This window comes from Kitasatospora griseola (assembly GCF_044999035.1).
Lineage (GTDB): Bacteria > Actinomycetota > Actinomycetes > Streptomycetales > Streptomycetaceae > Kitasatospora > Kitasatospora griseola.
The window spans coordinates 4,188,580-4,206,673 of sequence record NZ_CP173360.1 but is presented as its reverse complement, the minus strand read 5'-3'; the positions used below and the strand labels follow the sequence as shown (position 1 = coordinate 4,206,673).

Here is an 18,094-nt window from a genome sequence, read left to right as displayed (position 1 = left end):
GGCGATGCCGGTGGTCCGTGAGTTCACGCTGCCCGACCTCGGTGAGGGACTCACCGGGGCCGAGGTGGTGCGCTGGATGGTCGAGGTCGGCGAGGTGATCGCCGTCGACCAGGCGGTGGTGGAGGTGGAGACCGCCAAGGCGGTGGTCGAGGTGCCCTGCCCGTACGGCGGAGTGGTCACCGCCCGGTTCGGCGAGGTCGGGCAGGAGGTGCCGGTCGGCGCGCCGCTGGTCACCGTGGCCGTCGCCTCCGGGCACGTGCCCGAGGACGGGCCCGCGCCCGAGGCGGAGCGCCCGCTGGTGGGCTACGGGGTGGCCGAGACCCGCCGGGCCGGCCGCCGCCGGGTCGCGCCGGGCGGCGGCAGCGCCCCGGTGGCGCCCGCCCTGCCGGTCGCCCCGGTCGCGGTGGCGCCTGCCGTGGCGGCCCCGGCGGTGGTGGCGGCCCCGGCCGTGGTGGCGGTGATCTCGCCGCTGGTGCGCCGGATCGCCCGCGAGCACGGGCTCGACCTGGCGCAGGTGCCCGGCACCGGTCCGGACGGGCTGATCACCCGGCGGGACGTCGAGCGGGCGATCGAACGCCCCGTCGAGGCCGCCCCGGCGGAGGTTCCACGTGGAACGGCGGAGGACGAGCTGATCCCGCTGCGCGGGCTGCGCCGCACCGTCGCGGAGAAGCTGACCCGCAGCCACCGGGAGATCCCGTCGGCGACCTGCTGGGTGGACGCGGACGCCACCGAACTGATGGCGCTGCGCGGGCAGATGAACCAGGCGCCCGGTCCGAAGGTGAGCGTGCTGGCGCTGCTGGCGCGGATCTGCCTGGTCGGTCTGGAGCGCTTCCCGGAGCTCAACTCCAGCGTCGAGGGCGACGCCGTCCGCCGGCACCGCGCCGTCCAGCTGGGCTTCGCGGCGCAGGGCCGGCGCGGGCTGGTGGTGCCGGTGGTGCGGGACGCCCAACTGCTGGGCACCGAACGGCTGTCGGTGGAACTGGGCCGGCTGACCGAGGCGGCCCGCGCCGGGTCGCTGAGCCCGGCCGAGCTGACCGGCGGGACGTTCACGCTGAACAACTACGGCGTGTTCGGGGTGGACGGCTCCACGCCGCTCCTCAACCACCCGGAGGCGGCGATGCTCGGGGTCGGCCGGATCACCCCGAAGCCGTGGGTGCACGAGGGTCAGCTGGCGGTCCGTCAGGTCACTCAGCTGTCCTTCACCTTCGACCACCGGGTCTGCGACGGGGGCACCGCGGGCGGGTTCCTGCGGTTCGTCGCGGACTGCGTGGAGCGCCCGGGGGTGCTGCTGCGCGGGCTCTGAGCCCGGTTCGGGTGCGGTCCGCGGGCGCGGGCCGCCCCCGGGCGGGGCGAGGGTAGCGGGTGGACGGGCCGGTTGTCCCGATTTTGCCCGATTCGACGGATCTGCCGTGCGGTCGGTGGCACTGTGCTGACGGCGTCAGCAGATCGGTCGACCGGAAGCGGAACGATTCCCTTGGCTACTCGTCAGCTCGCACTCGACAGCAGGCCCCTCACCCCCGTGCCGGCCGTCCCGGAGAAGCCCACCCGGCCGCCGACCGTGCCCGCGCCGCCCGCCCCGGTACCGCCCGCGCCCGCGGCGGTCGAGTCGCTGTTCCGCCCGGCCCGGACGCCCAACTGGGTGGGCCCGGGCGACCGTTGGGCACGGGCGTGGGGCGTGCCGGCGGCCTGGCCGCAGCCGGCCGCGCCACGGGCGGTCGGCGCGGAGCCGACCGGTCCGGCGCTGCCGCCGACCCCGGAGGAGCTGGCGGTGATCCGGGCGGTGCTGGCGGCGGTGCGGCCGGTCGCGGACCGGGCGATGGCGCACTTCCACGCGCTGGTGTTCCTGCGCCACCCGGAGCTGCGGGCGATGTTCCCGGCCGCCATGGACGAGCAGCGCGAGCTGCTGTTCCGGGCGTTCGAGCAGTGCGTGCGGCACGCCGACGACCCGGCGGCGCTGCGCGGGTACCTGGCCCCGATGGGCCGCGGGCACCGCAGGTACGGGGTGCTGCCCGGGCACTACGCCTCCGCCGAGGAGTGCCTGGTGCAGGCGCTGGCCCGGTTCGGCGGCGCGGTGTGGGACGAGCGGGCCGAGGCGGCCTGCCGGCGGCTGCTGGCGCTGGTGTCGCGGCTGCTGGTCGAGGGGCTGGACGAGGCGCGCTCGGCCCCGGCGTGGTGGCAGGCCGAGGTGGTGGCGCACCGGCAGGCGGCCGAGGACACCGCAGTGCTGACGCTCCGTCCGGACCAGGCGTACCCGTTCCGGGCCGGGCAGTGGGCGGCGGTGGAGACGCCGTGGTGGCCGCGGGTGTGGCGGCCCTACTCGTTCGGGTCGGCGCCGCGGCCGGACGGGCTGCTGACGCTGCACGTCAAGGCGGTGCCGGCGGGCTGGGTGAGCAACGCGCTGGTGCACCGGGCCCGGCCGGGCGACGTGCTGCGGCTGGGCGCGGCCGAGGGCGGCATGACGGTGGACCACGCGGCGGGGGAGAACCTGCTCTGCCTGGGCGGCGGCACCGGCATCGGGCCGGTCGTCGCGCTGGTGGAGGAGGTCGCCGCGCACGGGGCGGCGGGCCGTCGGGTGGAGGTGTTCTACGGCGCGCGCCGGTCCGCCGGACTGCACCGGCTCGCCGAGCTGCGCCAACTCGCCGAGCGGAACCCCTGGTTGACGGTCCGGCCGGTGCTGTCGGAGGAGGACGGCGGCGCGGGCGGGGCGCTGTCCGGACAGCTGCCGGAGGTGGTGGCCCGGTACGCCCCGTGGCACGGGTACACGGCCTGCCTGAGCGGCCCGGCGGCGATGGTGCGGGCCGGGGCGGCGGCGCTGCGGCGCTGCGGGATGCCGGCCGGGTCCGTCCGGTACGACCAGCCGGTGTGAGACGGGCCCCGGCGTCCTGGCTCAGCCGAGGTCCTCGGCGAGCAGGGCGCGGATGCCCTCGATGTTGGCGGCGAGGTAGGCGCGAAGGCTGGGCGGGACCACGTTGACCGAGGTGACGCCCTCGCGGGTGAACGGCACCCGGACGATCGCGTACTCGCCGTTGGGGTGCTCCACCTCGGGGCCGTGCCGGCGGTCCGGGTCGGAGTCGGTGAGCCGGCAGACGAAGAAGTGCTGCACCTTGACGCCGTGCGGGTGGGCGGGCGTGCCGTCGTCGTGGTGGGAGTGCGCGACGGTGTCGACGAAGGCCGGCACCACGTCGGTGATCTTCCCGCCGAGCTCTTCGTCCACCTCGCGGTGCAGGGCGGCGACCACGGTCGGGTCGGTGGGTTCGACGCCGCCGCCGGGAGTGACCCAGTACGGGTGCGGGGAGCCCGGGCGGACCCTGCGGATCAGTACCAGCGAGGCGGGGGAGTGCGGGGCGGCCGGATCGAACTCCAGCAGGATCGCGCGGGCGGTGCGCTTGACGACAGGACGGACCGGGCCCGACATGGGTGCCACCTCCGGGGCGCGAGCGTTGTGCGGAAGTCTGCCGCGCGCCGGTGACCGCGAAACCCGCACAGCGGAGCGAATCGGAGGAATCCGTTCCGCCGTGCGGGTGCGGCGGCATGCCCGGGTGTGTCCCGGGGCGGCGACGGAGACTCCGGCCGTGGATCTTGGATTCACTCGCCGGGTGCGATGCCGTCCTTCATGGTCGAGCCGTCCGGGTGCTTGCGCCTTCGGAGCGAAGGTGAATCGCCGAGCGGGGTCTCCACAATGATTGCGGGGAGGTCCGCCCTGTGCTGCAATGACCGACTGCCGGGCGGATTCGGAGCGGACGTCTCCGGATGCCCCTCAGCGCCCGGGGATGGGGATGACCATGCACCGGACCGGGGAACCCACCGCGCCGCCCGCCGACGACATACGTGCGCCCACCTTGATCGGCTCGGTGCAGCGTGCCCTGCGACTGCTCGAAGCGGTCGGCTCCCACACCCACGGCGCCACCGCCAAACAGCTGGCCCGCTCCGCCGGACTCCCCCTCGGCACCACCTACCACCTGCTGCGCACCCTCACCCACGAGGGCTACCTGCGGCGCGACGACGGCCGGTTCTACTTCGGCGCCTCGGTGGACGGGATCTGCCGCGCCGACACCCGGCAGGCCGAGTGCACCGACCTGCGCGGACGGCTGGCGCGGCTGCGCGACGAACTCGGCGCCGCCGTCTACCACGCGGTCTACGAGGACGGCGAGGTGCGGATGGTGGAGGTCTTCTCCGGCCCCGCGCAGCCGGCGGTCGAGGAGTGGGCGGACTTCCGCAGCACCGCGCACGCGCACGCCGTCGGACTCTGCCTGCTGTCCCAACTCGGCACCGAGGAACGGCTCGACCACCTCTCCCGGCACCGGCCGGCCGCGCTCACCCCGTCCACCGTCGGCGACCGGCGCGCGGTGCTGCGCCGGCTCGACGCCGTCCGGCCCACCGTGCCGGTGCTGGAGCGGCAGGAGTACGCGCTCGGCGCGGTCTGCGCGGCGGTGCCGATCACCGTCGGCTCGGTGGTCGCCACGGTGGCGATATCACTGCCCGTCGAACAGGGCGACCGGCTCGGCCCGGCGGCGGTCCGGCTGCGCCGCCTGGTGGGGGCGATGTTCCCCGCGTTCGTGGGCTGATTCCGCCGGTGCGTTCGTTCACCATTTGAAAAAGCACACCTTGTCCACATCGCCGTCAAACCTGGACGATGAGGTCCGAACGGGGAATTGGGGACAGAGAACCGACAGCGAACCGATAGATGCCCGACCCCACCGCTCGACCCTCGGCGTACACGGGCGGGCAGAACGAGAGGTACTGGCGCATGCACAACACGGTCCGAGCCCACATGGCGATGCACCTCGTGGTGTCGAGCGAGCTCTCCTTCCGCGTCGTGGTCGACCTGGACTACGACGGCGGCGACCCGTTCGCCGTCCGCTTCACCTTCCACCTGCCCGGTGACGAACCGGTCACCTGGGTCTTCGCGCGCGAACTGCTGGTCGACGGGCTCAGCCGGGCCAGCGGCGAGGGCGACGTCCACCTCCAGCCGCTCGGCGATGACCTGTCCGAGGTCGACCTGGTGCTGCGCTCCCCCGAGGGCGACGCCCGGGTGCGCGCCGCCGCCCCGCCGCTGCTGGCCTTCCTCGCCCGCACCGACGTGGTGGTGCCGATGGGCCAGGAGGTCGCGACCGGCGACCTCGACCAGGAGTTGGCCGACATCCTGTCCACCACCGGGCACGAGAACGCGGGTTGAGCCCGCGGGCCCGGTCTGCGGCCCCTGCGGCGTGACCGGCCGTCGGACAGCTGCGGGGAGCTGTCCGGTGGCCGGTCGGCCGCGAGGACCGGGGCACGGGCCGGTCAGTCGTCGTCGCCGAAGGCCAGGTGCAGGCCCCAGGAGACCACGCTGATGATCAGCGCGCCGAGCAGCGCCGCCCAGAAGCCCTGCACGTGGAAGTCCAGGCTCAGCTTGTCCGACGCCCAGGAGGTCAGCCAGAGCATCAGGGCGTTGATCACGAAGGTGACCAGGCCCAGTGTGAGGATGAACAGCGGCAGCGAGAACAGCTTCACCAGCGGCTTGATGGCGAAGTTGACCACACCGAAGACGAGCGCCACCGCGAGCACGGTGATCGCCTTGTGCTGCCAGTCGCCCCCCTCCAGCGTGATCCCGTTGACGATCCAGGCGGCGATCCAGATCGCCACCGCGTTGATGAGCGTTTTGATCACGAAATTCTTCATGCTGCGGATGGTGACAGGACCGCCCGCCGTGCGGAAGCTCCCGTGAACGACCGTGTGATGGAGTGTTGTTGAATGGGCCCGGACCGGGAGAGGAGCCGTGCCCCGATGAAGCTGTTCCGGCTGGACGAACTCGACGCCGAACGCGCCGCCGGCGACGGCGCGTACCTGCGCTTCCTGAAGCAGCCGACGATGTCCGCCGGCCTGTACGCGCTGTCCCCCGGCGAGACCGACCCGCAGACCCCGCACGCCCAGGACGAGATCTACCTGGTGGTCAGCGGCCGGGCCGAGCTGACCGTCGGCCGGGAGACCGCCACCGTCGCCCGCGGCAGCGTGGTGTTCGTCCCCGCCGGGACGGAGCACCGCTTCCACCACATCACCGAGGAACTCCGGGTCCTGGTGGTGTTCTCCCCGCCGGAGGACTGACCGTGCCGCGGCGACCGCAACCCCATCGACAGCACGGGAGCAGCCTGTGAAACTCACCGACGAACTGTGGACGGCGATCGAGCCGATCTACGGCCGGATCCTCGACCACCCGTTCCTGGCCGGCCTGACCGACGGCACCCTGCCGCGCGCCGCGTTCCGCCACTTCGTCGTCCAGGACTCGCACTACCTGCGCGACTACGCCCGGGCGCTGGCGGTGTGCGCCGCCAAGGCACCCGGCGAGGACGAGGTGCTGGCCTTCGCCAACGACGCGGTCGGCGCCATCGCCGCCGAGCAGGAGATGCACGCCGACTTCCTGCACGCCTTCGGTGAGGACGGCGCCGCGGCCGCCGCCGAACCCGTGCTCCCCACCACCCGCGCCTACACCAGCTACCTGCTGGCCACCGTCTACGGCGGCTCGTTCGCGGAGGCGCTCGGCGCGGTCCTGCCCTGCTACTGGATCTACGCCCGGGTCGGCGAGGAACTGCTGCGCCGCTCCTCCCCCGAACCGCTGTACGCCAAGTGGATCGCCGCCTACGGCGGGGAGGAGTTCCAGGCCGTGGTGCGCCGCGTCCTGGACCTCACCGACCGGATCGGCGAGGACCTCTCGGCGGCCGAACGGCGGCGCGTGGTCGAGCACTTCACCACCACCTCGCGGTACGAGTGGATGTTCTGGGACGCCGCCTGGCAGGGGGAGGGCTGGCCGGTGTGACCCGGCTCTGAGGGTTCCCCCGGGCGGGGGCTCAGGGACGGATCTCCGGGTTCTCTCCGGGCCGCGAAACCTCGATTCACCCGTCCGGCCGACCTACGATCGAAGTGTCGAGATCGAGGGAGCGGGAACGCAGCCGGAACCACCGGCACCGACCCCGAGGGGAGAAGGTACGGACATGGCCGAGTTCTGGAAGTCGCTGCCCTCCTGGGTGCGCAACATCGTCGTCCCGATCGTCCTGCTGGTGATCGCCTGGAAGGTCTTCTGGACCCTTGTCGGCGCAGTGCTGGGAGCGATCGGCTTCGCGGTCAACGTCCTGGTGCTGGTCGGCATCGCCGCCGCGGTGGTGATCCTCATCAAGAAGGCCACCAAGAGCTAGGCCCGGCCGGGCAGTTGCCCGGCCAGGTGGGCGAGGTGGTGACCGAGGTCCCGGTCCGGGGTGAACCCCTGGAGCCGGGACTTCGTGGTGTCCAGGACCACCGGCCGGGCCAGCTGGTCCAGCGCGTACCTGGTCACGCCGTCCCGCCGGCCGACCGCCAATCCGGCCAGCCGGTGCGGGACGTGGAGCAGCCGGGCGCGCACCCGGTGGGCCGCCAGCACCCGGCGCAGGGCGTCGTCGCGGCGGTACGGGGCGGCGTCGGCGATGTTGTACGCGCCGGGCGGCCAGTCGAGCGCCGCCAGGCAGGCCGCCGCCAGGTTCTCCACCGCCGTCAGGCTGAGCGGCACGTCCGGGCCGGGCAGCGCCAGCACCCCGGCGCGCACCGAGGCCAGCAGTCGGGGCGCCAGGTGCGGATCGCCCGGGCCGTACACCGCGCGCGGGCGCAGCACCACGGCGCCCGCGGCGAGGGCGAGCCGGTCCGCCTCCGCCTTCGTCCGCCCGTACGCGTTCAGGTGGCCGCCGGCGGTCGGGTGCCGCTCGGTCACCGACGACCGGTCCGGGCGCGGGTCGTAGACGCTGGCGCTGCTGACGAACACGAACGGGCGGTCGCCGGCCGCCGCGAGCAGGCGGGCCGTGGCCTCCACGTTGACGGCGTGCTGGAGCCGTTCCTGCGGGGAGCCCGGCGGGTGGTCGCCGACGGCGGCCGCGCAGTGGATCACCGCGTCGGCCGCGGACAGGTCCGGGGTGTCGGCGGCGGCGGCGTCCCAGGGCAGGTGGGCGCCGTGGCGGGCCGGGCGGCGGCCGAGGGCCAGCACGTGATGGCCCCGGACGGCGGCGAGGGCGGCCAGGTGGCCGCCGCAGAAGCCGGTGGCGCCGGTCAGGGCGAGGGTGAGCGGGGGCACGGGGCGGCTCCGGGTCGGCGGGCGAGCAGGCAGCGGCGGTAGGACGGCAGGGCGCTGCGGGAGTGCGCGACGGTGCGCAGCACCCGGGGGCGGTGCGGGGCCAGGACGGCGAGCAGGTCGGCGAGTTGGGCGCGGGCCAGGGCGGCGCCCGGGCAGGCGTGGCGGCCGAGGCCGAACGGGGCCCGGGCGGCGAGCGCGGCGTCGCCGGCCGGGGTGTCGCGGTGCGCTTCGGCGGCGTGCCGGGCGACCAGCAGCAGGCGGTCGCCGCGGCGGAGGCGGTGGCCGAGGACGGTGGCGTCGGCGGCGGCCGCCCGGGGCAGCACCGGGGAGGCGGCGGTCAGCCGGAGCAGTTCGGCGGCCAGCGCCGGGGCGTCGGTGCGGGCCTGCTCCCAGAGCCCGGCGCGGGCGCACCAGGCGGCGGCGCGGGGCAGCGCGGCCAGGGTGGTGTTGACGGCGGCGACGGCGAGCATCGCGTCCCGGGGGTCGGGCAGCAGCGCGGTCAGCCGCCCGGCGGCCCGGCGGGCCCGGCGTTCGGCTCCCGGGCGGGGCAGCAGCGTGGGCAGGTGGGTGCGGGCGGTGGCGGCGGCGGCCCGCTCGGCCGCGACGGCCAGGGCGACCGGGTCGGCGGTGGAGCCGGTGAGGGCGACGGCGGTGGCGCCGGCCAGCAGGCGGACCGCCGGGACCAGGTCGACCGGGCCGTCGGCCAGCTCGGACTCCAGCCGGTCGAGGGCCCGCTGCCAGTGCGGGCGCAGCGCGGCGATCCCGTCGGACCCGAGCAGGGCGGCCAACTCCCGCCGGGAGACGCGGTGTTCGGAGCCGCTCTGGTCGAACAGCAGCCCGCCGCCGGTGAGTCGGGCCGCGGTGCCGCCGGTGGTGTGCTCGGCGGTCCGGTCCAGCGGCACCCGGGTGAGGATCTCCCGGTACGGCTCCGGGTGGTGGACCAGTACCGTCCGGCCCAGCCGCAGCACCGGGCGGCGGCGGGTGGCCGCGAGCAGCGCGAACAGCACGGGGTGGCTGCGCAGGTAGACCGCGCGGTCGGCGGCGCGGGCGGTCAGCACGCCGGCCCCGCAGGGCCGGTGGCGAGCCGTTCGGCGCACCGGCGGGCGGCGGCCGGCCGGTCGGGTTTGCGGGAGCGGCCGGCCAGCGGGACGGGCCCGAACAGCAGGGCGTCGGGGCGGGCGGAGCCCATCCGGGCCAGCGGCTCGCGCAGGGCGGCGCGCAGACGGTGCGGGTCGACGCCGGGGCGGGGCTGCACCAGGGCGACCAGGCGTTCGTCGCCGTCGGGTGCGGGGACGCCGACCAGGACGGCGAGTTCGACGTCCGGGAGGTGCAGCGAGGGCTCGTACAGGCCGGGGTAGATGTTCTCGGCGCGGCGCAGCACCATGTCCTTGAGCCGTCCGGCCAGCACGATCCGGCCGTCCGGGTCGAGTCGGGCGCGGTCGCCGGTGCGGACCCACGGGTCGGGCTGTTCGCCGAGGTAGCGGTCGCGGGCGGCGGGGGCGGCGAGCAGCAGTTCGCCGTCGTCGGCGAGCCGGGTGCGGACGCCCGGCAGGGGGTGGCCGAGCAGGTCGCCGGGGCCCCGGTGGGCGCTCTTGTCGCGCTCCTCGACGGCTGCGGCGGGAAAGAGCTCGGTGAGCGCGTACACGCTCCACGCCTCGGTGGCGCCCGCGTCCTTGGCGCGGCGCAGCAGGGCGGCGGGGGCCGGGGCGGAGCCGGTCCAGACCCGACCGGTCAGGTGGGTGAGGGGCCGCAGCCGAGGGGGCGTCAGGTAGGTCTCGTCGGGGGCGAGGCGGTCGATCTGGCGTTGCAGGGTGCGGGCGCGGCGGGCCGGGAGGGCGACGACGGCGCCCGCGGCGAGGGCCGGGATCAGCACGAAGGTGGTGTCGCCGAGCACGGTGCGCCCGGGCCGGGGCTGCACCAGGGCGTCCACGGCGCGCATCCCGGCGTCGAGCGAGGCCCGGGTGTGGACCACGGCGCGCGGGGCGGAGGTGGTGCCGGAGGTGAAGACGATCACCGCGTCGCCGTCCCCGTCGTACGGGGCCGGGGGCGGTCCGGGGTGGTCGCCGAGGGCGCGGGCGCAGCCCGGGTGGCGGGGGCCGACGGTGGCCACGGGGGCGAGGGTGTGCAGCGGCGGCAGTTCCAGTCGGGCCCGGCGGGCCAGCGGCCGGGCCCAGCCGGCGACGGCCTGCGCGGCGGCGTCGGCCAGGATCAGCGCGGGCGGGGCGAGGGCGAGCCGGGAGCGCAGCACGTCGGGCCCGGCGCCCGGGTCGAGGACGGCGACGCGCAGCCCGAGCCGGTGCGCGGCGAGCAGCACGGCGAGCGCCCGCGGCCCCGGCCGGACCGCGACGCCGAGGGTGTCGCCCGGCCGCAGGCCGTGCCGGTGGTGCAGTGCGGCGGCCAACCGGTCGGCCAGGTCGGTCAGTTGGGCGCACCGGGCGAGGACGCGCGGGGCGCCGGCGCGGGTGGCGCCGAGCAGGGCCGGGCGGGAGCCGGCGTCCCGCAGGGTGCGGTCGAGCTGGTCGAGCACGGGGACTCCTCGGGCGGTAGGGGTTCAGCGGACGTCGACCGAGCGGTGGCCGGCGCCGCGCTCCAGGTACCAGCGGGCGGTGCCGCGCAGGCCGTAGGCGCGGATCCGGCGGGTGGAGTTCTGGACCACCATGTCGGGGCGGTGCACGATCGCGGTGCTGATCCGACGGACCCGGTTGATGAAGGCGCGGTCGGTGGGGGAGGGTCGCCGGGGCATGCCGCCGGAGGCCAGGTAGAGCTCGGCGGTGACGGCCATGTTGTTGCCGGCGTGCATCCGGTAGGGCGTCAGGTAGCCGTGCCGGCGGCGGTGCGCGGGGCGGATCCGGCCGAAGAACGCGCCGATGCCGACCAGGACGCGGAAGGTGCCGCGGCCCAGCGGGCCGTGTTCGTCGCGGCGGGCGGTGACCTTGCCGCAGACCAGGCCGCCGCAGGCGAGCATCCCGGCACGGGCGGCGGCCGTCCAGCCCGGTTCGGGCAGGCAGTCGGCGTCGGTGCGGGCCAGCAGGGTGGCGCCGTTCGCGATGGCGTGCCGGAAGCCGGTGTCAACGGCGCAGCCCACGCCCTTGTCCGGTTCCACCAGCAGCCGCACCGGGAACGGGGCCTGCTCGGCGAATGCCCGCACCTGGGCGCAGGTGTCGTCGGTGGAGCCGTTGTCGACCACCAGCAGGGTGAAGTCCAGATCGCGCTGGCCGGCCAGGGCGCGCAGGGCGCCGCCGATCCTGGCCGCTTCCTGATAGGCCGGGACGAGCACCCACAGGGCCGTCACGACTTCTCCCACACCATCGTCATCAGGCTGACGCCGCCGCCCAGGCCGACCATCAGGACCCGCTCGCCCGGCTCCAACTCACCTGTGATCCGGTCGAGTTGGACGCCGATGGTGGCGGAGGCCAGGTTGCCGAGCTCGGGTACGGTGACCACCAGCTTGTCGGCGGGCGCCCCCGTCAGCTCGACGAACCGCTCCAGGTACGGCAGCGTGACCTGGTGCACCAGCACCCGGGCGTAGGCGTCCCAGCCGAAGCCGGTGCGGGTCGCCACCCGGGTCAGGATGTCCGCGCCGATCCGCTCGAACACCCCGCGCAACTCCTTGCCGCCGCCGCGGAAGTAGCTCCACTCGTCGCCGCGCGGATGCCGCGAGCCGCCGCCCGGGATGCCGCCGACCTCCCAGTGCTCGGACGCCGTCTCGGCCTCGATGTCGAGGATGCCGCCGCGCTCCACCCGCTCCACCACCACGGCCGCCCCGCCGTCGCCGAAGGTGTAGCCCGCGAAGCCCTCCCGGAACTCGGCCAGGCCGGACGGGTCGCGGCGCATCGCCCGGCTCGGCGTCTCCCCCGTCACCACCAGCGCCCGCCGGGCCCGCCCGGCCAGGATCATCGCGCGGGCGGCGTCGATGCCGTTCAGGAAGCTGTTGCACGCGTTGGACAGGTCGAACGCGTGCGCGCGGGAGCCGAGTTCGGCCTGCACCAGGTGCGCGGTGGCGGGCTCGCAGACATCCCGCGAGGCGGAAGCGAACAGCAGCAGGTCGACGTCCTCGGGCCCGATCCCGCGCGCCGCGAGCGCCCGGCGGGCCGCGCCCAGCGCCAGCGTGGAGGGGTGCTCGTCGTCGCGGGCGAAGCGCCGGGTGCGGATGCCGGTCGCCTTCTCGAACATGCCGTCGGGCAGCGGAAGCCGGGCGCCGGCGGCCACTTCGTCCTGCAACTGGCCGGAGGTGACGGTCTGTCGGGGCAGGCACGAGCCGGTCGCGGTGATCCCGATGCGAGGCAGGAGGTCCATGGCTCGATGCTGGCGCGGAGCCGGCCCGGGGGCGTGAGTACGAGTACTCACCCGCGGCTGAGATGTGCGGAGGCGGACATGGGTCCGCCCGGGGAGGGGTTCCCTCGCCCGGGCGGAACGTGCCTGTCCCTGCCGGGAGTTACTCGGGGTCGGCCTGGATCGGGATGACCTGCGCCGGGGTGGCGGCGGCCTTGGCGGCCGCGGTGCTCTCGCCGTTCCCGGCGTCCGCGGCGGACGGGGACATCGCGGTGAGCAGTTGGCGGGCCAGGCCGAGGCCGGTGCCGCCCATGGTGAGCGCCTTGGCGAACATCTCGGACATGCCCTCGGCGCCGTTCAGCAGCACCATGTGCTCGACGTTGCCGAACGCGTCCGCGCCGGCCCGGACGATCGCCGGCCAGTTCTCGGCGAGCTGCTGGGCGACCACCGCCTCCTGGTTCTCGGCCAGCGCCGCGGCGCGGGCCTTGATGCCCTCGGCCTCGGCCAGGCCCTGCGCCCGGGTGGCCTCCGCCTCGGCGAGACCCTTCGCCCGGGACGCCTCGGCCTCGGCCAGGCCCTTGGCGGCCTCGGCGGCGGCCTGCGCCTCACCGGTGGCCCGGGTGGCCTCGGCTGCGGCCAGACCGCGGGCCCGGGTGGCCTCGGCCTCGGCGGCGGCGGCGACCTTGACCCGGTTCGCCTCGGCGGCGGTCTTCAGGTCGGTCTCCCGGGACAGCGCCTCGGCGGCGGAGATCCGGGCGTCGCGGTCGGCCTCGGCCTTGGTGCGGGTCTCGTACGCGCGGGCGTCCGCGGGCTTGCGGACGTCCGCCTGCAGCTGCTGCTCCTTGCGGTGCGCCTCCAGCTCGGCGACCTTGGTCTCCTGGACCACGACCTCCTGCCGGGCGGCGGCTTGCGCGAGCGGGCCGGCCTGCAGCGCCCGGGCCGCGGCGGTGTCCATCTCGGCCTGGTAACCGGCCTGCTGGATACCGGAGTTGCGGGTGGCCTCGGCCTTGCGGGCGAACGCCTCCTGCTCGGCCTCGGTGGCCCGCCGGTCCGCCTCGGCGGCGGCGATGCGGGCGTCGCGCTGGACGGCCGCGGCGTGCGGCGCGGCCAGGTTGGTGATGTAGCCGGTCGGGTCCAGGATCTCCTGGATCTGCAGCGAGTCGATGATCAGACCGAGCTTCTCCATCTCGATGCCCGAGGCGGAGCGGGTCTCACCGGTGAGCCGCTCGCGGTCGCGGATCATGTCCTCGACCGTCAGCCCGCCGACGATGGACCGCAGGTGGCCGGCGAACACGTTGTGCACCCGCTGGCCCATCATCTTCTGCTGGTCCAGGAAACGCCGGGCGGCGTTGGCGATCGACGCGTTGTCGTCGCCCACCTTGAAGATCACAACCCCCTTGACGTGCACGGGAATTCCCTGCGACGTCACACACTCCACGTCGAGTGCGGCCTCGTTCAGGTCGAGCGAGAGCCGGCGGACCGCCTGGACGCCCGGCACCACGAAGGTGCCCCGCCCGGTCACCACGCGGAAGCCGAGGCCCTCGCCGTGCTTGGAACCCGAGATCACCAGCGCCTCGTTGGGCTCGGCGACCCGCCACATGAGCTTGAACAGGACGATCAGAAGAACGACGCCTCCGACGGCGCTTCCTGCGATGCCGATCAGCATCGGCAATCTCCCCCTTCGGAGCGCACCGGTCCCGTGCTGCGCTTGGGTTGTGCAGATCTGGCGCGGAAACCGGCGGCAGCCGCATTCTCCGCCGTTCCGGATCACGGGGGAAGGGGTGGGCGGAGGGGAACTCGCACTGTCCCGAAACGGTCGCGGGGGGTGAGCGGAATCGTTCTGACGGGCGATCAGAGCGGCTCGACGTAGACCGTGCGCGGTGGCTGGTACTCGACCACGACCACCATGGCGCCCGGCTCCAACGACTCGCCCGGCGTGGCGAGGTACGCCAGGAACGCCTCGGTGCCCAGCCGCTCCGGGATGTGCACCATCACCTCGCCGACCAGGCCCGCGCCGATCCGCCCCGTCACCCGTCCCATCAGTCCGATCACCTGGACGATTCTCCCACTTCGAACGGGGCGTGAACAGCACGATCGCGCGCGGGAGTTGCCGCCGGCGGGCGGGCGGGACCGAGCGGTGCGCCCTGGACCGGCGTCGCATCGTGCCCTACGGTGAGGAACCGAACGCAGGCGGCCACGCCTGCGCGGAACGGGAGCTCGGAGCACCGGGCTGAGAGGGCGCTGACGGTACGCGGCCCGCGTACCACCTGCTGCGCCGACCGCAGGAACCTGACCGGGTAATGCCGGCGTAGGGAGTTGAAGGTCCGATGACCGTATTTTCTGAGCACACGTCTGCCCGGCCGTCCGCCGAGGGGTACCCCACCCCGGCCTGGCGCAAGGCCTACCGTCAGGGCAGCCGCCCCGACCTGCGGGTCCCCTACCGCGAGGTCCACCTGACCAACGGCCGGACCGTCCCGCTGTACGACACCTCCGGCCCGTACACCGACCCCGACCTGCCCACCGACGTCCGACGCGGACTGCCCGCCCTCCGCGACGCCTGGATCCGCCAACGCGGCGACGTCGAGGAGTACGACGGCCGGGAGGCCCGGCCCGAGGACGACGGCATCAAGCACACCGCGCCGCGCGGCGGCGACCTGCGCAACCTGGACGCCGTCTTCCCCGGCCGCCCGCGCCGCCCGCTGCGCGCCAGGGACGGCGTCGCCGTCACCCAACTCGGCTACGCCAAGCGCGGGTTGATCACCCCGGAGATGGAGTTCGTGGCACTCCGGGAAGGCCTGGAACCGGAGTTCGTGCGCGAGCAGGTGGCGCGCGGGCGGGCCGTCATCCCGGTCAACGTCAACCACCCCGAGAGCGAACCGGCCGTCATCGGCACCGACTTCCTGGTGAAGATCAACGCCAACATCGGCAACTCCGCCGTCACCTCCTCCATCGAGGAGGAGGTGGAGAAGATGACCTGGGCCACCCGGTGGGGCGCCGACACCGTCATGGACCTCTCCACCGGCCGCAACATCCACACCACCCGCGAGTGGATCCTGCGCAACTCCCCCGTCCCGATCGGCACCGTCCCGCTCTACCAGGCGCTGGAGAAGGTCGACGGCCGGGCCGAGGACCTCAGCTGGGAGGTCTACCGGGACACCGTCCTCGAACAGTGCGAGCAGGGCGTCGACTACATGACGGTGCACGCCGGCGTGCTGCTGCGGTACGTGCCGCTCACCGCCCGCCGCAAGACCGGCATCGTCTCGCGCGGCGGCTCCATCATGGCCGCCTGGTGCCTGGCGCACCATCAGGAGAATTTCCTCTACACCCACTTCGAGGAACTCTGCGACCTGCTGCGCGCCTACGACGTCACCTTCTCGCTCGGTGACGGCCTGCGCCCCGGCTCCATCGCCGACGCCAACGACGAGGCGCAGTTCGCCGAACTCACCACCCTCGGCGAGCTCGGCCGGATCGCCCGGGCCAAGGACGTCCAGGTGATGATCGAGGGCCCCGGGCACGTCCCGATGCACAAGATCCGCGAGAACATGGAACTCCAGCAGGAGATCTGCGACGAGGCCCCGTTCTACACGCTCGGCCCGCTCACCACCGACGTCGCCCCCGGCTACGACCACATCACCTCCGGCATCGGCGCCGCGATGATCGCCTGGTGGGGCACCGCGATGCTCTGCTACGTCACCCCCAAGGAACACCTGGGCCTGCCCAACCGCGACGACGTCAAGACCGGCGTCATCACCTACAAGATCGCCGCCCACGCCGCCGACCTCGCCAAGGGCCACCCCGGCGCCCAGGCCTGGGACGACGCCCTCTCCGACGCCCGCTTCGAGTTCCGCTGGGAGGACCAGTTCAACCTGGCCCTCGACCCGGAGACGGCCCGCGCCTTCCACGACGAGACCCTCCCCGCCGAACCCGCCAAGACCGCGCACTTCTGCTCCATGTGCGGCCCGAAGTTCTGCTCGATGAAGATCAGCCGCCAGATCCGCGACGAACACGGCACCGACCTCGACGACACCGTCCAGGCCGGCATGGCCGAGAAGTCCGCCGAGTTCGCCGCCCACGGCAACCGGGTCTACCTCCCGCTCACCGACTGACACCCCACGCGCGCCGGCGCCGCCCCGACCACCTCGGGGCGGCGCTCCCCGGCGAGAGCTGGTATTACGTGGTGGGCGTCATACGGGATACCTGGGAGGGCGCGATGCGGTTGAACAGCAAGGGGCAGGTCACCATCCCGGCGGAGCTCCGTGAGAAGTACGGTCTCCACCCCGGGGACGAGGTGGACGTCATCGAGGAGGACGGCGTCCTGCGCATAGTGCGCCGGGCGGAGGGCGGAACGCGGGGGCAACGGGTGGCCCGGCGCATGAGGGGGACCGCCGACAGCGGAATGTCCACCGACCGGATCATGGAGCTGCTGCGTGGCGAGCAGCCGACTGACGTCGGTCGCCCGTGAGCGGAGCCGGCCGGTGGCGCTGGTGGATTCGTGCGTGTTGCTGGATCTGATGACGGACGACCCGACCTGGGCGGACTGGTCCGAGTCCGAGCTCGCCCGGGTGCAGGACGAAGGTCCGGTGGTGATCAACCCGATCGTGTACGCGGAGGTCTCGGCGGCCTTCTTCGCGATCGAGGAGCTCGACGAGGCGCTGCCGGCCGAGGCGTTCGGCCGTGAGCTGCTGCCCTACGAGGCGGGCTTCCTGGCCGGCAAGGCGTTCCTGCAGTACCGGCGGCGCGGTGGGCAGAAGACCGCTCCGTTGCCCGACTTCTACATCGGCGCGCACGCGGCCGTGCGGGGACATCGGCTGCTCACCCGGGATGCCACCCGCTACCGGACGTACTTTCCGACCGTGAGCCTGATCTGTCCCTGAGGGTGGTCCGCCGTCAGGGGGTGGCGGGGTGGAGGCCTGCGGGGAGGGCGGGGGTGGCGAGTTGGGCGGCGAGGGTCTGGGCCTGGTCGTGGGTGAAGGAGCCGGTGATGAGGGCCTGGCCGCCGGTGATGGGCTGCATGACGGCGGGGTGGGAGGCGACGGCGCCGTCGATGACGATGGCGAACTGGTTGGCCGGGTCGGACTGGGTGACCAGGGCGGTGGTGAGGGTGGTGAGGCCGGTCGCGCCGGCGGCGGTGAAGGTGAGGTCGATCCCCCACCTGGCGCTGCGGTCGTCGAAGACGGCGGTGCTCTTGGCGATGTCGGCGCCCTTGATGGCGACCGGGCCGAGGGCGAGCTTCAGAGCCGGTTCCTGAGCGGTGGCCGTGCTGCAGGCGACGGTCGCGGTGCTCGGGTCGGCGGGGCGCGGCGGGGCGGTGCAGTCCAGGGCCTGGAACTGCGGGCGCAGCGGGGGCGGGACGGCACTCGACGGCGCGGTGCTGCTGTCGGCGGGCGGTGCGGTGGCGAGGACGGGGCGGAACTCCAGGACGACCTGGTGGGTGAGGGCCTCGGTGCGGTTGTCGACGGCACCGGCGACGGAGAGCGAGAGAGTCCCGCCGTCGGTGCTGACCCGGGGGTCCTTGAAACCGAGCAGTTCGGCGCGGTGACGGAGCTGTTCGGCGGCCTGCTTGAGGGCTTCGCCGGAGAGCGGACTGTCCGAGGTGAAGGCCACCACCGTCCGCTTCCCGCCGTCCGGGCTGCCGGAGTTGCAGGCGGTGACGGCGAGTCCGGCGGTGAGCAGCGCGGCCGCGACGGCCAGGGCGCGGATCGGTGACGTCATGGAAGCGATTGTGACAGCCGGGCGGCCCGCGCAGGGGAGTTT

At 74.4% G+C, this 18,094-nt stretch carries 20 protein-coding genes and 1 riboswitch; of the genes, 10 read left to right on the top strand and 10 right to left on the bottom strand.

What is annotated here, in order from left to right; translation table 11 throughout:
• Nucleotides 1–4 precede the first annotated feature (4 nt).
• On the top strand, nt 5–1,303 hold the full coding sequence (locus ACI1MP_RS18975; RefSeq protein ID WP_404869091.1) for a dihydrolipoamide acetyltransferase family protein: 1,299 nt from the start codon (nt 5–7) through the stop codon (nt 1,301–1,303).
• Between the two features lie 171 nt (nt 1,304–1,474).
• Complete coding sequence (locus ACI1MP_RS18970; RefSeq protein WP_380333759.1) at nt 1,475–2,866, top strand: globin domain-containing protein; 1,392 nt, start codon at nt 1,475–1,477, stop codon at nt 2,864–2,866.
• Nucleotides 2,867–2,887: 21 nt separating this feature from the next.
• Here ACI1MP_RS18970 and ACI1MP_RS18965 read toward each other — a convergent pair whose 3' ends face one another.
• Complete coding sequence (locus ACI1MP_RS18965) at nt 2,888–3,415, bottom strand: NUDIX domain-containing protein (protein WP_380333760.1); 528 nt, start codon at nt 3,413–3,415, stop codon at nt 2,888–2,890.
• A gap of 361 nt (nt 3,416–3,776) precedes the next feature.
• Here ACI1MP_RS18965 and ACI1MP_RS18960 point away from each other — a divergent pair, with 361 nt between their 5' ends.
• Together ACI1MP_RS18960 and ACI1MP_RS18955 are read left to right on the top strand one after the other, a co-directional pair.
• Nucleotides 3,777–4,565, top strand: a complete 789-nt coding sequence (locus ACI1MP_RS18960) for an IclR family transcriptional regulator (RefSeq protein WP_380333761.1) — start codon at nt 3,777–3,779, stop codon at nt 4,563–4,565.
• Nucleotides 4,566–4,747: 182 nt separating this feature from the next.
• Nucleotides 4,748–5,176 carry an SsgA family sporulation/cell division regulator gene (locus ACI1MP_RS18955; RefSeq protein WP_380333762.1) on the top strand — a complete coding sequence of 143 codons (429 nt, stop codon included), beginning with the start codon at nt 4,748–4,750 and terminating at the stop codon, nt 5,174–5,176.
• A 104-nt stretch (nt 5,177–5,280) separates the two neighbouring features.
• On the opposite strand, the gene ACI1MP_RS18950 is transcribed toward ACI1MP_RS18955, so the two are convergent.
• A complete protein-coding gene (locus ACI1MP_RS18950; protein ID WP_100589568.1) occupies nt 5,281–5,658 on the bottom strand; it encodes a phage holin family protein in 378 nt (125 codons plus the stop codon).
• 105 nt (nt 5,659–5,763) lie between these two features.
• Between ACI1MP_RS18950 and ACI1MP_RS18945 the strand changes: the two genes are divergently transcribed.
• The 3 genes from ACI1MP_RS18945 to ACI1MP_RS18935 all read left to right on the top strand — a co-directional run bounded on the left by ACI1MP_RS18945 (nt 5,764) and on the right by ACI1MP_RS18935 (nt 7,166).
• The gene (locus ACI1MP_RS18945) at nt 5,764–6,081 is read left to right on the top strand and encodes a cupin domain-containing protein (RefSeq protein WP_100589567.1); all 318 of its coding nucleotides are present in this window, start codon (nt 5,764–5,766) and stop codon (nt 6,079–6,081) included.
• A 46-nt stretch (nt 6,082–6,127) separates the two neighbouring features.
• Nucleotides 6,128–6,790, top strand: coding sequence for a thiaminase II (gene tenA, locus ACI1MP_RS18940; RefSeq protein ID WP_380333763.1), 663 nt, complete (start codon nt 6,128–6,130; stop codon nt 6,788–6,790).
• Nucleotides 6,791–6,965: 175 nt separating this feature from the next.
• Nucleotides 6,966–7,166 (top strand): DUF5326 family protein, encoded by a 201-nt coding sequence (locus ACI1MP_RS18935; RefSeq protein WP_043915400.1) that lies wholly within the window; start codon nt 6,966–6,968, stop codon nt 7,164–7,166.
• On the opposite strand, the gene ACI1MP_RS18930 is transcribed toward ACI1MP_RS18935, so the two are convergent.
• The 7 genes from ACI1MP_RS18930 to ACI1MP_RS18900 form a co-directional block, all read right to left on the bottom strand.
• On the bottom strand, nt 7,163–8,068 hold the full coding sequence (locus ACI1MP_RS18930; protein WP_380333764.1) for an NAD-dependent epimerase/dehydratase family protein: 906 nt from the start codon (nt 8,066–8,068) through the stop codon (nt 7,163–7,165). The genes ACI1MP_RS18935 and ACI1MP_RS18930 overlap by 4 nt on opposite strands.
• On the bottom strand, nt 8,044–9,126 hold the full coding sequence (locus ACI1MP_RS18925) for a cytochrome P450 (protein WP_380333765.1): 1,083 nt from the start codon (nt 9,124–9,126) through the stop codon (nt 8,044–8,046). Before ACI1MP_RS18925 ends, ACI1MP_RS18930 begins: the two co-directional genes overlap by 25 nt.
• On the bottom strand, nt 9,120–10,595 hold the full coding sequence (locus ACI1MP_RS18920; protein WP_380333766.1) for a class I adenylate-forming enzyme family protein: 1,476 nt from the start codon (nt 10,593–10,595) through the stop codon (nt 9,120–9,122). Before ACI1MP_RS18920 ends, ACI1MP_RS18925 begins: the two co-directional genes overlap by 7 nt.
• 24 nt (nt 10,596–10,619) lie before the next feature.
• The gene (locus ACI1MP_RS18915) at nt 10,620–11,360 is read right to left on the bottom strand and encodes a glycosyltransferase family 2 protein (protein ID WP_232734307.1); all 741 of its coding nucleotides are present in this window, start codon (nt 11,358–11,360) and stop codon (nt 10,620–10,622) included.
• Nucleotides 11,357–12,364 (bottom strand): 3-oxoacyl-ACP synthase III family protein, encoded by a 1,008-nt coding sequence (locus ACI1MP_RS18910; protein ID WP_380333768.1) that lies wholly within the window; start codon nt 12,362–12,364, stop codon nt 11,357–11,359. Before ACI1MP_RS18910 ends, ACI1MP_RS18915 begins: the two co-directional genes overlap by 4 nt.
• A gap of 139 nt (nt 12,365–12,503) precedes the next feature.
• Entirely contained in the window at nt 12,504–14,006 is a 1,503-nt protein-coding gene (locus ACI1MP_RS18905; RefSeq protein WP_404869090.1) for a flotillin family protein, read from the bottom strand.
• 185 nt (nt 14,007–14,191) lie between these two features.
• Nucleotides 14,192–14,392: a hypothetical protein gene (locus ACI1MP_RS18900; protein WP_380333770.1), complete on the bottom strand. Its 201-nt coding sequence runs from the start codon at nt 14,390–14,392 to the stop codon at nt 14,192–14,194.
• Between the two features lie 147 nt (nt 14,393–14,539).
• A riboswitch (TPP riboswitch) is annotated at nt 14,540–14,672 on the top strand.
• On the opposite strand from ACI1MP_RS18900, the gene thiC reads away from it, so the two are divergent.
• The 3 genes from thiC (at nt 14,668) to ACI1MP_RS18885 (ending at nt 17,214) form a co-directional block, all read left to right on the top strand.
• Nucleotides 14,668–16,446 carry a phosphomethylpyrimidine synthase ThiC gene (gene thiC, locus ACI1MP_RS18895; RefSeq protein ID WP_404869089.1) on the top strand — a complete coding sequence of 593 codons (1,779 nt, stop codon included), beginning with the start codon at nt 14,668–14,670 and terminating at the stop codon, nt 16,444–16,446. It overlaps the preceding riboswitch by 5 nt.
• A 104-nt stretch (nt 16,447–16,550) precedes the next feature.
• Nucleotides 16,551–16,802, top strand: a complete 252-nt coding sequence (locus ACI1MP_RS18890) for an AbrB/MazE/SpoVT family DNA-binding domain-containing protein (RefSeq protein ID WP_380333772.1) — start codon at nt 16,551–16,553, stop codon at nt 16,800–16,802.
• A complete protein-coding gene (locus tag ACI1MP_RS18885; protein WP_404869088.1) occupies nt 16,768–17,214 on the top strand; it encodes a type II toxin-antitoxin system VapC family toxin in 447 nt (148 codons plus the stop codon). Before ACI1MP_RS18890 ends, ACI1MP_RS18885 begins: the two co-directional genes overlap by 35 nt.
• 13 nt (nt 17,215–17,227) lie before the next feature.
• Here the strand turns inward: ACI1MP_RS18885 and ACI1MP_RS18880 are convergent, their stop codons facing one another.
• Nucleotides 17,228–18,052 carry a SecDF P1 head subdomain-containing protein gene (locus ACI1MP_RS18880; RefSeq protein ID WP_404869087.1) on the bottom strand — a complete coding sequence of 275 codons (825 nt, stop codon included), beginning with the start codon at nt 18,050–18,052 and terminating at the stop codon, nt 17,228–17,230.
• Nucleotides 18,053–18,094 lie beyond the last annotated feature (42 nt).